This is a genomic window from Novosphingobium mathurense, assembly GCF_900168325.1.
Taxonomy (GTDB): Bacteria; Pseudomonadota; Alphaproteobacteria; order Sphingomonadales; family Sphingomonadaceae; genus Novosphingobium; species Novosphingobium mathurense.
The window spans coordinates 29,003-43,029 of sequence record NZ_FVZE01000009.1; the positions used below are offsets into that span (position 1 = coordinate 29,003).

The following is a 14,027-nucleotide window of genomic DNA, read 5'->3' on the forward strand; positions in this document are numbered from 1 at the left end:
ACCCCCGGTCCAGATGTTCCGCTTTTCACTCCCACTTGGGTGAACGGAATGGCCGGTGATGGAATGGCAGCGTCAGCTTCTCAGCAGTCGAGCAAGCCACGCATCTCGGGTATCAAGGCAAGCCCGGGCAATGTCGCTTTGCGGAGCGATGTCATAAAAGCCATGGAATGCTCCGCCCCAGACATGGAGTTCGCAGTTGCCGCCCGCTGCCCAGATAGCTTGCGCGAAGGCGACGGCTTCATCCCGGAACACCTCTTCGGCGCCGACGTCGATGAAGGTCGGCGGCAAGTTTGAAAGGTCGGTTGCACGCGCGGGCGCCATGGCGGCATCGACGTCGTTCCCGCCGCGGCGCTCGCCCAGAATGGCATCCCATGCTGTCCGGTTGCTCACGCGGTCCCAAACGCCCACGCCGTCCTGCCTCAAGGTCGAAGCGGTGACATCCCTGTCGTCGAGCATGGGACATTGTAGTAATTGTCCGCGCAGGCGCGGGCCGTCACGGTCCCGTGCGAGCAATGCGACTCCGGCCGCGAGCCCACCGCCGCCACTTCCGCCGAAAATCACCGGCGGCGACGTATCCATTCCGATCTTCCCGGCAGCGGAACTCATCCAGCACAATGCCTCGTAACAATCCTCCACGCCGATCGGCGCGGGATGCTCCGGGGCCAGGCGATATTCAACTGTCACGCACACCGCGTCGTGCTGCAGCGCCCAGTCCACGGCAGGTCGCATACCGGCAAAGCGGTTGCCCATGATCATTCCGCCGCCATGGATGCAGAGGATACCAGGGCCGGGCCTGTTGGCCCCACGTCGACGGATCACGGACACCTCGATCTCGCCGCCTTGATGGCCCGGGATCACGTGGTCGCTACAATCGACGGGCGCATCCCCGATCAGGTCCTCGGGGGCTACTGTGCTCATCAGACGAAAGCGGCCGAGATCCTCAACTGTCAATCCGCGAGGAACGTAACCCTCCAGTGCAGGAAGGAGGGCGGCAAGCTGGCTGTCGAATTCCGGTTCATACGTCATGGGACGCAATTATAACTGCGCGCAATCGAAGGGAACCGGCAAGTGGCGATCTTGATCCGGATTTCAGCCCAGTTGCGGCCAGTCATGATATGGTTCGCGAGGGGGCGAGCATATCAGGAGCCTGTTCCAGCCCTGCGAATTGCTTCTCGGTAGCCGACAGCGATCGACCCGACCCGGTCGTTCCCATCAACCATCATGAAGGACCGTTCACGCCAAAACCTGCCGTTGGTGTGGCTCTCAGCACCCGGACAGAAGCCGCGAACATCTCGGCCATACACTCGCTCAAATGAAGCCGCCGGAGCTGCCGTTTATTCATTGCTGAGCCAAAGACGATAGCCATCTCGACATTCCTCCTATTTACCGACTGGTTTGGGCAAAGCTTCGTCAAGCGGGGCAGGTGCGATTGCACCCACCCCGCCGAGGATTTGCCCGATGATTGAGCTTAGGCCACCTTGTCTTCGGTCAGCTGCGGCGTGTCGTCATTGACGTGTTCGCGGCTTCCGATGGCGATCTTGCGCGGCTTGAGCGATTCCGGGACGATCCGCTGGAGCGAGATCGTCAACATGCCGTGCTCATAGTCCGCACCGCGCACTTCGACATAGTCGGCCAGCTGGAACCGGCGCTCGAACGCGCGGGCAGCGATACCCCGATGAACGAAATCCACACCGTCTTCGTCCCTCTCAGTCTTCTGACCGGAGATGATGAGCTGGTTCTGCTGTGCAGTGATGTCGATTTCGTCCGGACGGAAGCCAGCAACCGCCAGAGTGATCCGGTAGCTGTCCTCGCCAGTGCGAACGATGTCGAAGGGTGGGTAGCTATCCTGCGTCTCGGCGCGGAAGCTGTTCTCGAGCGCATCGAAGAGCCGATCGAAGCCGACCGTCGAGCGGCGATAGGGGGTCAAATCAAATGCAGTTCTCATTTCCAAATCCTCCTTGTTGAGCAATCTGGGCATGAGAGGCGCCGTGAACCAAGAGCCGACGCCCTCTGTCCAACCGGACCCGTTATGGCATCCGGTACTGATTAAGTTGGGAAACGCGCAATTGGTTTCAAGACTGGCCAAAAATTTTTTGTTTGTTTGTTTTCAATGTTTTGAAAAAGAAAACCAGGCGCACCGAGAGAGGTGTGCCTGGCCTTCTTCCAGGAGAGACTTTGATAGGATGCAATCCGTTTACGCGGTCAGCCGATCGCTGTTCGCGTGATCGGAAGCCCAGCTTTGCATCTGGTCCTTGAGCGCAAGTTTGAGCTTCTTCAGGCGGGCAATCAGAACTTCGTCAGGCCGGGGTCGTTTGCTTTCCATCCGGATTTCGTCCTCCAGCCGCGCATGTTCGCGTGAAAGATACTCCATATACCTGTTGGTCATCATCTCCTCCTCTCTCATTCGACCGATTTTCCGATGTTGCCGCGTTTGGAGCCAGCCTTGCTCGGCAGCTGCCCAGGCGGCACTGCCGCCAGCGGTGCGCTTGAGGATGGGAGAGCGCAGCGTGAGACCGCGCTCTCCACACCCTGTTAGAAATCCATCGCCGGCATCGGTGCGGGCGTGTCTTCCTTGGGCAGTTCGGCCACCAGCGCCTCGGTGGTGATCAGCAGCGAGGCGACCGAAGCCGCATCCTGCAGTGCGGTGCGCACCACCTTCGCCGGATCGATGACACCCGACTTCACCAGGTCTTCATATTCGCCGGTCGCGGCGTTGAAGCCGTGGTTGTAGTCGTCGCCTTCGAGCAGCTTGCCGACGATATAGGCACCGTCCTCACCCGCGTTCTCGGCAATCTGGCGAGCCGGGGCGCGCAGCGCGCGACGCACGATGTCGATACCCGACTGCTGGTCGTCATTGGCGGCCTTGAGGCCCTCCAGCGACTTGAGCGCCCGGAGTAGTGCGATACCGCCGCCCGGCAGAATGCCTTCCTCGACTGCCGCACGGGTTGCATGCAGCGCATCATCGACACGGTCCTTGCGCTCCTTGACCTCGACTTCGGTGGCACCGCCGACGCGGATGACGGCTACGCCGCCAGCCAGCTTGGCCACGCGTTCCTGCAGCTTTTCACGGTCGTAGTCGCTGGTCGTGGTGTCGATCTGGGCGCGGATCTGACTGACCCGAGCGTCGATGTCGGCCTTGTTACCGGCACCATCGACGATGGTGGTGTTGTCCTTGTCGATGATGACCTTCTTGGCCCGGCCGAGCATGCCGATCGTGACATTTTCCAGCTTGGTGCCGAGTTCCTCGCTGACCACATTGCCGGCGGTGAGGATGGCAATATCCTCCAGCATGGCCTTGCGGCGATCGCCGAAGCCGGGTGCCTTGACCGCCGCGATCTTGAGGCCGCCACGCAGCTTGTTGACCACCAGGGTTGCCAGGGCTTCGCCCTCGACATCCTCAGCGATGATGAGCAACGGCTTGCCCGACTGCACGACCTGTTCGAGCAGCGGGATCATGGCCTGCAGGTTCGACAGCTTCTTCTCGTGAATGAGGATATAGGGGTCCTCCAGCTCGACCTTCAGCTTTTCGGCATTGGTCACGAAATAGGGCGAGAGATAGCCGCGGTCGAACTGCATGCCCTCGACCGACTCCAGCTCGGTTTCGAGGCTCTTGGCTTCCTCGACCGTGATCACGCCTTCGTTGCCGACCTTCTCCATGGCTTCGGCGAGGATGCGGCCGACGGTTTCATCGCCATTGGCGGAGATGGTGGCAACCTGCGCAATCTCGCTGTTGGCCGACACCTTCCTGGCATGGCTTTCGAGGTCCTTGACCACGGTGCCGACGGCGAGGTCGATACCGCGCTTCAGGTCCATCGGGTTCATGCCGGCGGCAACTGCCTTGGCACCTTCGCGCACAATGGCCTGGGCCAGAACGGTGGCCGTGGTGGTGCCATCACCCGCCTTGTCGTTCTGCTTGCTGGCGACTTCGCGCAGCATCTGTGCGCCCATATTTTCGAACTTGTCCTTGAGTTCGATTTCCTTGGCGACAGTCACGCCGTCCTTGGTGATGCGCGGCGCGCCGAAGCTCTTCTCGATCACCACGTTGCGGCCCTTGGGGCCCAGAGTAACCTTGACCGCATTCGCAAGCGTATCCACGCCGCGGAGCATGCGATCACGCGCTTCCGACGCAAATTTTACTTCCTTCGCAGCCATCTGGCCTGCTCCTTTCTATGCTTCTTTCGGTTGAACAGAAGTTTCAACGTATTGTGCTTACGCCGCCTTCTTGAGCTCAGCGGTGGTTTCGATGATGCCGAGGATGTCGCTCTCCTTCATGATGAGCAGGTCCTCGCCATCGATCCGCACTTCAGTGCCGGACCACTTGCCGAACAGGATGCGGTCGCCCGCCCTGACGGCGAGTTCCACCAGCCTCCCGGCATCATCACGCGCACCCGGGCCAACGGCGACGACTTCGCCTTCCATCGGCTTTTCCTTGGCGGTGTCAGGGATGATAATACCGCCGGCCGTTTTTTCTTCGGCCTCGATACGGCGAACCAGCACGCGATCGTGCAAAGGTCGGAAATGCATGCATAACCTCCATTACAAAGCGAAATGACTTACAGCGCCTCCCCCGGATGATCGGCAGGAGGCATTTGGCGATCTAGTTTTGCTGGAGACGGCTTCAAGAGGTCCAAGCCAGATTTTTTGGCACTCGCCGATTGCGACTGCCAATGGGTTTTTCCGGACGCGTTATCAGAGTCTTGACGGTCTAAAATCGACTCACAAAATATGCCGAGCGGAGCAATCTGCAGTGAGTAACCAGCGGCAAGGCAGAAAGGAGGATGTTCCTATGTCGCAACCATTCGCACGCTACCTGCATCCATTCGATGTAGCGCATCATCCCGCGCTTGAGCCCGAAGTGAAGCGAGCCATCCTGGCGTCCTGGGCATCCGACCGGCATGCTGTCGAAAACCAGCCGGCGATGCGCCAGCCCCCCGAACTCAAAGGTCCGGTTTCCGTTGACGACGTATTCGCCGCATTGCGCTCGCTCGACGGCCCGGACAGCCAGCCCACGTTGCAATGACCGATCGCGCGTTTCTGGTTCAGCTGGACGGATACGGACTGACGACGGCAGAAATCTGCTATTTCATGCCGGATCACCCCTCGCTCCTGCAGATTTATGCCTGGCAGGAATACGATGCAGCACCGGATTTTCCGGTGCTGTTCGATTTCCTCGCGCATTGGCGGCGCGAGATCGAGGGGGAGATAAGGTCAGTCCGAATCGCCCATGAGAAAGTGATCCGGCCAGCGAGCTGGCGTTCGGCGGACGGCGTGATCTCGTGGGAGTAGCAGAGCCGGGTGATTGAGCTTGCAGGCCCGTATTCATGCTAGTTGCAGTCATACCGCCACCCTGCGTGGCCCGAGGTCAAATGTCGGCTTCTGGCAGGAGCTGACCTTCATCCTACGGCATAGGAAAGGCAGGAAAGTCCCACTGGGCGACATCCCGCGTGCCACGATAGGTCTGCCGGACCTCGCCAAATCGCCGTTAAACCGTAGCTCCGGGGGGACGCATTCTATCCCCGGTGTTGCGCACGCCTTTCGGCTCGCGACGTAAGAATCCTTGACTTGGCGACCTCCGGCCTTGGATATGCTGTCATCTCGTTAGCGTGTCAGGGGAGGGCCCCGGCCTCAGGAAGTCCTTTTGACTTGGCTGGCACGGCCTGCGTCATAGGCCGCCAGCCATTTGGTTCGAACAAGATCGTAGAGGCTAGCAGGCAACATACCGTAAGCCACGTTGCCATCCTTGTCGCCGGACACAGGTCGTAGATCGGGGCCCGGCCACTGGAATCGGTTGGCTTCGGACAAGACAATCCATGAGCGTGCGTCATCTAGACCGAGGCGTGCTTTGGTGCGCGCCGGAATCTCGACTGCCATGCGGTTATCCGCTGGTGGCGTATGTGTGATCGGGAGCGCCGTCACTATCTGCTGGCCGTCCTTGGTTGAGGTGGTGAGTAGGACAGCGCACGGCCGATCCTTCCTGCCATCTTCGACGCCAGCTTTAGCTTCATGGCTCCAGAGAAAGGAATAACGAATTACAAGGCCTGGAACAGGGATTGGAAGCGGCATTAATGATCCCGGGTCTCGTCATCAAACTGCGCGGCCTCGGAAGGTATACGTGCTGCGGCAACGGCGGCGCGGTCTTCTTCGGTGAAATCGCTGAGAGTCATGACCTCGCGATCGCGGCTCTTGAGCCGCAGATACTCGGCATGCGACATAAGGACCAGACTGTCATGGCCGTGATGGGTGATGGTGAGCGGGGATTCGAGTGCTTGGCGGCTGATGCGGCCGAACGACTTCGAGGCTTCGACGGAACTGACAGAATGGTTCATAACGATTCTCCTGCACGGAAAATACGGATTTTACGGAGAAAAAGCAAGGACTGGCTCCGAGGGAGATCGATCACATGCAGAGACAGGCCGGCCTTTGGATCCGTGAGCCTTTCCTTATCATACTGGGCACCGGGTAAATTCCTGAAGCTCAGGGAACCAGAGGACACGGATTTCAGCGGGATTTTGGGTGTGATATTGCTTGGAGCGCGAACCTGTCATCGGGAAGCTGGGGTTTGAAGAATTCCCCGAAGGCCGGCATCTGCGATGCTGACCTGAGCCCGGCAAACTGGTCCGATTTATGTGAGAATTTCCCGGTTAGGTTTGGCCAGTGCCAGCCAGGAGATTCGTGGCATGAAGAAGTCCAGGTTCAGTGAGCAGCAGATCGCCTTCATACTGAAGCAGGCGGAGGACGGGACAACGGTCGAGGAGGTCTGCCGGAAGGCGGGGATCTCGATCCAGACGTATTACCGATGGCGCAGCAAATACGGCGGACTGATGCCGTCGGAGATGAAGCGCCTGAAGCAGCTCGAGGAAGAGAACAGCCGGCTCAAACGCCTGGTGGCGAACCTCAGGCTCGACAAGGAAATGCTGCAGGACGTCATCAAGCGAAAAATGTAAGGCCTGATCGGGCCCGTGAGTTGGTCGGCTACATGCAGGCCAGCTACGGTGTCTCCGAACGGCGGGCGTGCGATGTGTTCCCGACCAACAGGGCAACCGTTCGCTACAAGTCCCGCCGTCCCGATCAGGCCAGTCTCGAAATGCGGATCAAGGACCTTGCCGCGACGCGGGTGCGCTATGGTTATCGGCGCATCCATGTCCTGCTGCGGAGGGAAGGATGGCGGGTCAACCACAAGAAGACCCGGCGGATTTACCGGGAGCTGGGCCTGCAACTGCGCAACAAGACACCCAAGCGCAAGGTGAAGGCCAAGCTGCGCGAGGACAGGGTTCCGGCAACTGCGCCCAATGAATGCTGGTCGATGGACTTCCTGTCCGACCAGTTGTTCGATGGGCGCAAGATCCGGGTGTTGTCGATCGTCGATAACTACACCCGACTGTCACCGGCACTCGATGTCCGCTTCAGTTACCGGGGGAGCGACGTCGTCGAAACCCTCGAGCGGATCGCGATCCAGTATGGTCGGCCGCAGCGCATCAGGGTCGATCAGGGACCCGAGTTCATCTCGAAGGATCTCGACCTGTGGGCTTACCAGCACGATGTCGTGCTCGACTTCAGCAGGCCTGGCAAACCTACCGACAACGCGTTCGCTGAATCATTCAACGGCCGGATCAGGGCGGAGTGTCTCAATGCCAACTGGTTCTTGAGCTTGGCGGATGCCCGGCATAAATGTGAAGCTTGGCGGCACGATTACAACAATGTCCGCCCTCATAGCTCCCTTGGCAACCAAACCCCAGTGGAGCGTGCTTTTGCATCAGGGCAGGCTAGCCTGCCCTGATGCAAAAAGAGCCGGTCTTTCTCGCAATGGCCGGACCAGAAAAGGGGCCAGGCTCAGTGATTACATTCCAACTCACCGAAAGCGGACTTATTTTGGGGTTGCATTTCCATCGCCCAATTCGAGGCAGTTTGGACTGAACGGTATGTCCGGCTTCATCCGGATCTTGGATAATTGGATCATACCGGGATGCAGCAACCTCCCGATCAGGCGAACCGTCCAAGCGTTGCCTTTGAGACCGGTTTTACCGGGTAAAGGCATTTGGACGACGCTGTGGATAATCAGACCAATATTTCTCCCTCGTTTGCAGAGTTGCTGCGCGTATTTGCGCGCATCGGCTGTCTGAGTTTCGGCGGTCCGGCAGGGCAGATCGCCTTGAGGTCGCGTCCGTCAATGTGGTGTAAAAATGGGTGTGGCCAGCGGGCTGCATTTTCAGGCGGCCTTGGGTGTAATCTGTAGCGGTTGCATCTCCTCGTTCATTGTAACCGCTGATCCTACCCCACGTATCCGTGTACTGCACTGAGGACTAAATCCGCACGAGACGATGAGGAAATCGGCAGCCCTTCCGGCGTAACCCCCGTTTCCTGCTTACTCCGAGGGCGGGCCATCTTCACCGCACGAACATACGGTCTAGTGGCTATTCACTGATCGGGTGGGCAAGCCTAAAGTAATAGCCTCGGTAAATCGCCTCATCATACTTCCTATTCCGTCATAGCGCTTCGGCTTCGGCTTCGAAAAGTCCAATTAGCCAACGAAGCCCTGTGTCACTTTGTCGCAGCTTGTGCCACTGCATCACCTCCCGAACGACCGGTCCCTCAATTGGCAGAGGGTGCGTCTTGATCGGGTAGGTTGCCGAGAACAACTGGGCGTGCCGACGGTGCATGGTGGCCACGCGGTTCGTGCCGACGACCGCCGCAGGCAACGCAGAAAAGCTCGGGACCCTCAGGGCTATGTCTCGTTCTACACCGCGTGTATCGAAGTGCATCTCGGTTATCGTCGGCATTTGCTCCTGTCCGAATACGGCGACGGCGTGACGTGCCGACAAGAATTCCTCGCGCGATATCCCCTCCGCGAATTCTCCCTTGTTCCAGCAGATAACCGAATCCTCATCGGAAAAAAGCACCTGGCTCGGGTGATCATCGATCATGTAATTGGAGACGGTCACCATCACGTCGACATCCCCTTCCAGGAATTGGCGGATGCGTTGCGGTCCGGGCGGACTCACATCAAATGCGGCGTGGGGTGAAAGAACTTCTGCCTTTGCCAGGACCTTGGAAACGAGGACATCATAGGCATAGTCTGATGCCACAATCCTGAACCGGCGTTGCGATGAGGACGGATCGTAATCATCTGTGTGCGTGATGCGGAACCGGACCAGGTTGAGCATTTCCTTGATTGCGGGGGCCAGTTCCTGCCCCTTGGCGGTCGGCATCATCTTGCGGCCGATCTGGACCAGCAGCTCGTCCCCGAAATAGTCCCGCAGCCGTGAAAGTGCGGCGCTGACCGAAGGCTGGCTGAGATTCAGCCGCCGCGCGGCCTCGGTCACGCTCAATGTATCGAGCAGGACATCGAGCGCGACGAGCAGATTCAGATCAAGTCTCTCGAAACGCACTGCAGTACCAATCCATAGGCTTTGTCTATGCCATCTATTTTATCAATTCATTTTCCTGAATCAACTGGGTCTGCGAAAGAAAGCGCAGAAGCCAAGGCTCTCGCAAAGGCGGAGCCATGCGTAAGGGGAGAGGAATCTTGAAGCGAGCGTTGTTCATCGCCACCGTTGCCTACGCGGCGCTGGCCGCAAGCAAAGTCCAGGCTCAAGATGCGGGCCAGACTGCCCAGGCCGCAGAGGAGCACCCGGAAGGGATCGGTGAAATCATCGTCACCGCGCAGCGCAAGGAACAGAGCCTGCAGAAGACCGGCGTCGCGATCGACGCGGTCAGCGCCAATGCCCTTGTTTCACAGGGTGTTACCAACGCTGCTGACCTGACTCGCGCAGTGCCTGCCATTTCGATCACCAACGGCGGTGGACAGGTCACGTCAATTTTCCTGCGCGGGGTCGGCAACATTACCAACAACGCCTATTTCGACGCGGCAATTTCGCCGAACTATGACGGGGTCGTACTCGGCCGCCCGACTGGCGCATTCTCGTCAGCATTCTATGATATTGCACGAGTTGAAGTGCTCAAGGGTCCGCAAGGAATTCTCTACGGTCGAAACGCCACCGGCGGCGCGATCAACATCATTCCGAACCGCCCCAAGCTCGCCGACCGCGCGATGGGCTTCTCGCTTGCCTATGGCAACTATGACGCGATCGACGTGCAGGGTTATCTCAACCTTCCGGTCACCGAAAACAGCGCACTGCGCCTTGCGGCTGTGCGGCAGAAGCACGACGGCTACAATCGCGACGGATCCGACGATCAGGACCGCTGGGGTGTCCGCGGGCAGTTCCTGATCGAGCCGACCGACAATCTCAGCCTGCGGGTGGCGGGTGACTACACCAAGGTCGAGGGAGTCGGGGCCGGCGGCAGCTATACAGGCAAGCTCAGCGGGATCGTGCTCACGCCCGCGACGTTCGACGAATACGAAGGCCTCAACACGGCTGCGGCCAACACCTATCGCCAGACACAGCTGGCCGCGCCCGGGTTTGGCTTTCTGCAGCCGATGAAGCAGCAGCAGTCGATCGACTATACCTATTGGGGTGTCCACGCCGAAGCGAAACTGACGACCGGGATCGGCGAGTTCACCCTCATCCCGGCATATCGCAACACCAAGGGCGGTTCGGTTTTCTATGGCCCAGCATTTGCCGGGGCACTGAACAACGAGGAATACGGCCAATTCAGCACGGAACTGCGGCTGGCTGGCAAGACCGGTATGCTCGATTACGTGCTCGGCGGCTTCTATTTCGACGAAAAAATCCAAGGTAACAACAGCTTCAACCAGGAATTCGTTCTGCCATTGCAGGACTACAAGGCGAACACGACCAGCTGGGCCGCCTTTGGTCAGCTGACCGCCAATCTGACCGATCGCTTCCGCCTGATTGGAGGGTTGCGCTATACCGACGACAAGAAGACGATGGATGGCAACCAGGCGGCTTTCGTCGTGCTGTGCGGTGCCGCCGATGGGATCCCGAACACGCCGGGCACCACACCATCTTCATTCGCGGTTGGCTGTGCTGGCGCGCCAGGGGGCAGGACCAACCTACCGCACTTCCCGAGCCTTTTGCAGCCGCAGGACGCTTACAACTTCCTGGTCAGCAACGGTTACATCTCGGGCACCACGCCCTATGCGGCCGGAACCCAGGTTTACCCCGTGATCGGCTACACTGCGCCTCCGGGTCAGGGCTCGGTCGTGCGCAAGACCGAGCTGGCCGTCAATGACAGCCGGAGCTTCAACCGCGTCACCTGGCGCGCGGCAGCAGAATTCGACGTGACGCCGCAGAACCTGCTCTATGCCTCGGTCGAAACCGGTTATCGAGCAGGTGGCCTGCAGATCGGCGGCAGCCGCCCGGACTACAACCCAGAATACATCACCGCCTATACCGTCGGATCGAAGAATCGCTTCTTCGACAACCGTCTGCAGGTCAACCTCGAAGCATTCTACTGGAAATACCGTGACCAGCAGATAACTTACTTCAGCTTCAGCCCGAATTCCGGGACGGTTTCGAACACGAACGAGAACGTGGGGCGCTCAACGATCAAGGGCTTCGACATCGACGTGGTGGCCAAGCCGACCCGGACCACGACCGTGTCGGCCAAGGTCCAGTATCTCGACACCCGTTACCAGGGACTGATCCTGCAGACTCTTGCCCCGCGCGACAATTTCAACTGCCCGCGCACGGTGACGAGCAACAACACGCCCACCGGACCGGTCATTCAGTTCGACTGCTCGGGTAGGCCGCTGCTCCAGTCGCCGAAGTGGACGCTCAACCTGGGTGCAGAACAGATCGTGCATCTGGGCGGCAATCTCGAACTGGTGGGAACCGTCAACACCGCGTGGCGCGACAATGCCTGGACCAACTTCAACTATCTCGATTTCATGCAGGTGCCGGCCTACTGGTCGACCAGCGCGACCGTGGCCCTGCGCGACAACGACGGTAGCTGGTCTTTGAGCGCATACGTCACCAACATCGAGAACAACCGGCACCTGTTCCAGGGACAGGCTTCTCCGTTGGGTTTCGCCATCAACAACTACACTGCACCGCGGACCTACGGCCTGCGTCTCTCCGCTGACTTCTAAGCTGCGCCAGAAAGGCTCAAAACATGCGTCTCAAGGGACTTCATCACGTTCGCTTTCAGGTTCGAGACCTCGACTTGCAGGAACGGTTCTGCGCCGATTTCGGCCTGGTCACGGCCGAACGCACAGACGAGCGTCTGGTCATGCGCACGCGCGGCGGGGACGAATGCGCCTACGTCGCGGTCAAAGGGGACAGCGACAAGTTCCTCGGCATGGCATTCGAGGTAGAGGACACCGCCTATCTCGAGGAAGCGGTTACCCGGCTCGGTGCGAGTGCTCCGACCGATCTCGCCTTGCCCGGGGGCGGCAAGGCGGTGACCTTCGCTGATCCGTTTGGCAACGAGGTCACATTGATCCATGGGGCGTCGCGCCGCGCACCTGAGGAATTCTATCCCGAACTGGTCCATAACACCCCGTTCGAGAAGAATCGCTTCGGCCGCAACCAGACCTCGCGGGAAGTCGGGCCGGCCAAGCTCTGGCGGATCGGCCACATGGCGCTGTTCGTCAAGAGCTTCGCAGAAGCCCATGCCTGGTATACCGAAAATCTTGGGATGATCGGCAGTGACATCTACCACATCCCGGGCCAACCCCAGGTCAAGATCGTCGGCTTTCTCCGGCTCGATCGCGGCGACGAATATGTCGATCACCACGTTCTGGCGTTGATGCAGGATGAGCGCGGCGGGTGCCACCACATCTCGTTCGAAACCCAGGACTTCGAGGCCCAGCAACGGACCCACCGCTACCTTGGCAAGCAGGCCTACGAACCGATCTGGGGCGTGGGCCGCCACCCGCACGGCAGTCATGTGTTCGACGTCTGGCGGGCGCCCGATGGTGCCCGGTTCGAAACTTTCTCGGACACCGACCTGTTCCGGATCGAGGACGGCACCAAAGTCCACGACATTTCGACGATCGACATGGATGTCTGGTCCGAAGACGAACCCACTCGCTACTTCGTCTGACCGTTATTGCAGGACCTCAACATGACCGAATTTAACTCCGCTACCGGGCTTGCAACAGGCTCATTCGGGATCGGCACCTATGGCGTCGCGGGGGGCAAGGCCTTTCCGGGCCTCGTACTCCCCGACGGCACCGTGCTCGACCTCTCGTCGCGTTGGTACGACACCCATGCGATCTTCGACGATTGGGAGCGCGCCTTCGAAGATCTGGTCGATCTCGCAGCGCGCCGCGAAGGCCCGAGCCACGAATTCGCTGCGCTCCACGCCTATCCGTGCGTCTCGCATCCCAACATGCTGTTTGCCGGGTCGAACTACCGTCAGCACGTCGCCGAGATGATGACGCACAACAAGTTCAATCAACAAAACCGCAAGTCCGGTGAGAGCGACGAGGAATTCTTCCAGCGCAACCTCGCCGAGGTCGATCGCCGCGCTCGCGAGGGCATGCCGTTCTTCTGGACCGGGCTTCACTCGTCACTTTGCGGCGCGAACGACGACATCCCACTGCCGTTGATCGGCGAGCACCCGGATTGGGAAATGGAACTGGGTGTGATCGTCGGCAAAACGGGCCGTTACGTGAAGCCGGAAGAGGCGAATGACCTGATCGCCGGCTATGTCGCGATTAACGACATCGGAACGGTCGACGAGTTCCGCCGCACCGACGTCCGCTTCCAATACGACTGGATCAGCAAGCACCAGCCCAATTTCAAGGTGCTGGGGCCGTTCATCGTGCCCAAGCAGTTCGTGAAGTTTGAGGACATCCGGATCGAGCTCAAACTCAGCGGTCAGGTCATGCAGGACTGGCCGGTGACCGATATGATCTTCAAGCCCGAACAGATCCTGTCCTACGCCTCCGAGCGCATTCGCCTCGCTCCAGGCGACCTGCTATCGACCGGCTCGCCTCCGGGCAACGGTGCGTTTCATGGCAACCGCTGGATGCGGCCCGGCGACGTGATGGAAGCTGAGCTGACCTTCCTCGGCCGCCAGCGCAACAATATTGTCGCCGAGGAAACCGGCGGTCGCACATGGACCTACGGACCTCTGCCGGTAAAGGACGCCTGAGGTTT

At 59.6% G+C, this 14,027-nt stretch carries 14 protein-coding genes; 6 read left to right on the top strand and 8 right to left on the bottom strand.

What is annotated here, in order from left to right; translation table 11 throughout:
• Positions 1 to 72: 72 nt before the first annotated feature.
• From B5483_RS19355 to groES, 5 genes are all read right to left on the bottom strand, one after another.
• Positions 73 to 918: an alpha/beta hydrolase gene (locus B5483_RS19355; RefSeq protein WP_217698226.1), complete on the bottom strand. Its 846-nt coding sequence runs from the start codon at positions 916 to 918 to the stop codon at positions 73 to 75.
• 550 nt (positions 919 to 1,468) lie between these two features.
• Entirely contained in the window at positions 1,469 to 1,945 is a 477-nt protein-coding gene (locus B5483_RS19360) for an Hsp20 family protein (RefSeq protein ID WP_217698227.1), read from the bottom strand.
• A gap of 249 nt (positions 1,946 to 2,194) precedes the next feature.
• Positions 2,195 to 2,386: a DUF465 domain-containing protein gene (locus tag B5483_RS19365; protein ID WP_054948341.1), complete on the bottom strand. Its 192-nt coding sequence runs from the start codon at positions 2,384 to 2,386 to the stop codon at positions 2,195 to 2,197.
• A 146-nt stretch (positions 2,387 to 2,532) separates the two neighbouring features.
• Positions 2,533 to 4,152, bottom strand: coding sequence for a chaperonin GroEL (groL, locus tag B5483_RS19370; protein WP_079731610.1), 1,620 nt, complete (start codon positions 4,150 to 4,152; stop codon positions 2,533 to 2,535).
• A gap of 57 nt (positions 4,153 to 4,209) precedes the next feature.
• A complete protein-coding gene (gene groES, locus B5483_RS19375) occupies positions 4,210 to 4,524 on the bottom strand; it encodes a co-chaperone GroES (protein WP_079731611.1) in 315 nt (104 codons plus the stop codon).
• 262 nt (positions 4,525 to 4,786) lie between these two features.
• Here groES and B5483_RS19380 point away from each other — a divergent pair, with 262 nt between their 5' ends.
• Positions 4,787 to 5,020, top strand: a complete 234-nt coding sequence (locus tag B5483_RS19380) for a hypothetical protein (RefSeq protein ID WP_047820079.1) — start codon at positions 4,787 to 4,789, stop codon at positions 5,018 to 5,020.
• The gene (locus B5483_RS19385) at positions 5,017 to 5,286 is read left to right on the top strand and encodes an usg protein (RefSeq protein ID WP_054948338.1); all 270 of its coding nucleotides are present in this window, start codon (positions 5,017 to 5,019) and stop codon (positions 5,284 to 5,286) included. The genes B5483_RS19380 and B5483_RS19385 overlap by 4 nt, the downstream gene beginning before the upstream one ends.
• Before the next feature lie 339 nt (positions 5,287 to 5,625).
• Here B5483_RS19385 and B5483_RS23565 read toward each other — a convergent pair whose 3' ends face one another.
• Together B5483_RS23565 and B5483_RS19395 are read right to left on the bottom strand one after the other, a co-directional pair.
• Complete coding sequence (locus B5483_RS23565; RefSeq protein WP_245829402.1) at positions 5,626 to 5,871, bottom strand: hypothetical protein; 246 nt, start codon at positions 5,869 to 5,871, stop codon at positions 5,626 to 5,628.
• A 191-nt stretch (positions 5,872 to 6,062) separates the two neighbouring features.
• The gene (locus B5483_RS19395) at positions 6,063 to 6,326 is read right to left on the bottom strand and encodes a type II toxin-antitoxin system Phd/YefM family antitoxin (protein ID WP_079731613.1); all 264 of its coding nucleotides are present in this window, start codon (positions 6,324 to 6,326) and stop codon (positions 6,063 to 6,065) included.
• Positions 6,327 to 6,677: 351 nt separating this feature from the next.
• Between B5483_RS19395 and B5483_RS19400 the strand changes: the two genes are divergently transcribed.
• A protein-coding gene (locus B5483_RS19400; RefSeq protein ID WP_139384083.1) for an IS3 family transposase occupies positions 6,678 to 7,777 on the top strand; the annotation gives its coding sequence in 2 pieces (ribosomal slippage) (positions 6,678 to 6,939 and positions 6,939 to 7,777; 1,101 coding nt in all).
• Between the two features lie 706 nt (positions 7,778 to 8,483).
• On the opposite strand, the gene B5483_RS19410 is transcribed toward B5483_RS19400, so the two are convergent.
• Positions 8,484 to 9,386 (bottom strand): LysR family transcriptional regulator, encoded by a 903-nt coding sequence (locus tag B5483_RS19410; RefSeq protein ID WP_079731615.1) that lies wholly within the window; start codon positions 9,384 to 9,386, stop codon positions 8,484 to 8,486.
• Positions 9,387 to 9,523: 137 nt separating this feature from the next.
• Between B5483_RS19410 and B5483_RS19415 the strand changes: the two genes are divergently transcribed.
• Genes B5483_RS19415 through B5483_RS19425 form a run of 3 tightly spaced genes read left to right on the top strand, consistent with a single transcriptional unit; the run spans position 9,524 to position 14,022 of the window.
• Positions 9,524 to 12,010 carry a TonB-dependent receptor gene (locus tag B5483_RS19415; RefSeq protein WP_245829403.1) on the top strand — a complete coding sequence of 829 codons (2,487 nt, stop codon included), beginning with the start codon at positions 9,524 to 9,526 and terminating at the stop codon, positions 12,008 to 12,010.
• 23 nt (positions 12,011 to 12,033) lie between these two features.
• On the top strand, positions 12,034 to 12,966 hold the full coding sequence (locus B5483_RS19420; RefSeq protein WP_079731617.1) for a VOC family protein: 933 nt from the start codon (positions 12,034 to 12,036) through the stop codon (positions 12,964 to 12,966).
• Positions 12,967 to 12,987: 21 nt separating this feature from the next.
• Positions 12,988 to 14,022, top strand: coding sequence for a fumarylacetoacetate hydrolase family protein (locus tag B5483_RS19425; RefSeq protein WP_079731618.1), 1,035 nt, complete (start codon positions 12,988 to 12,990; stop codon positions 14,020 to 14,022).
• Positions 14,023 to 14,027: the final 5 nt, after the last annotated feature.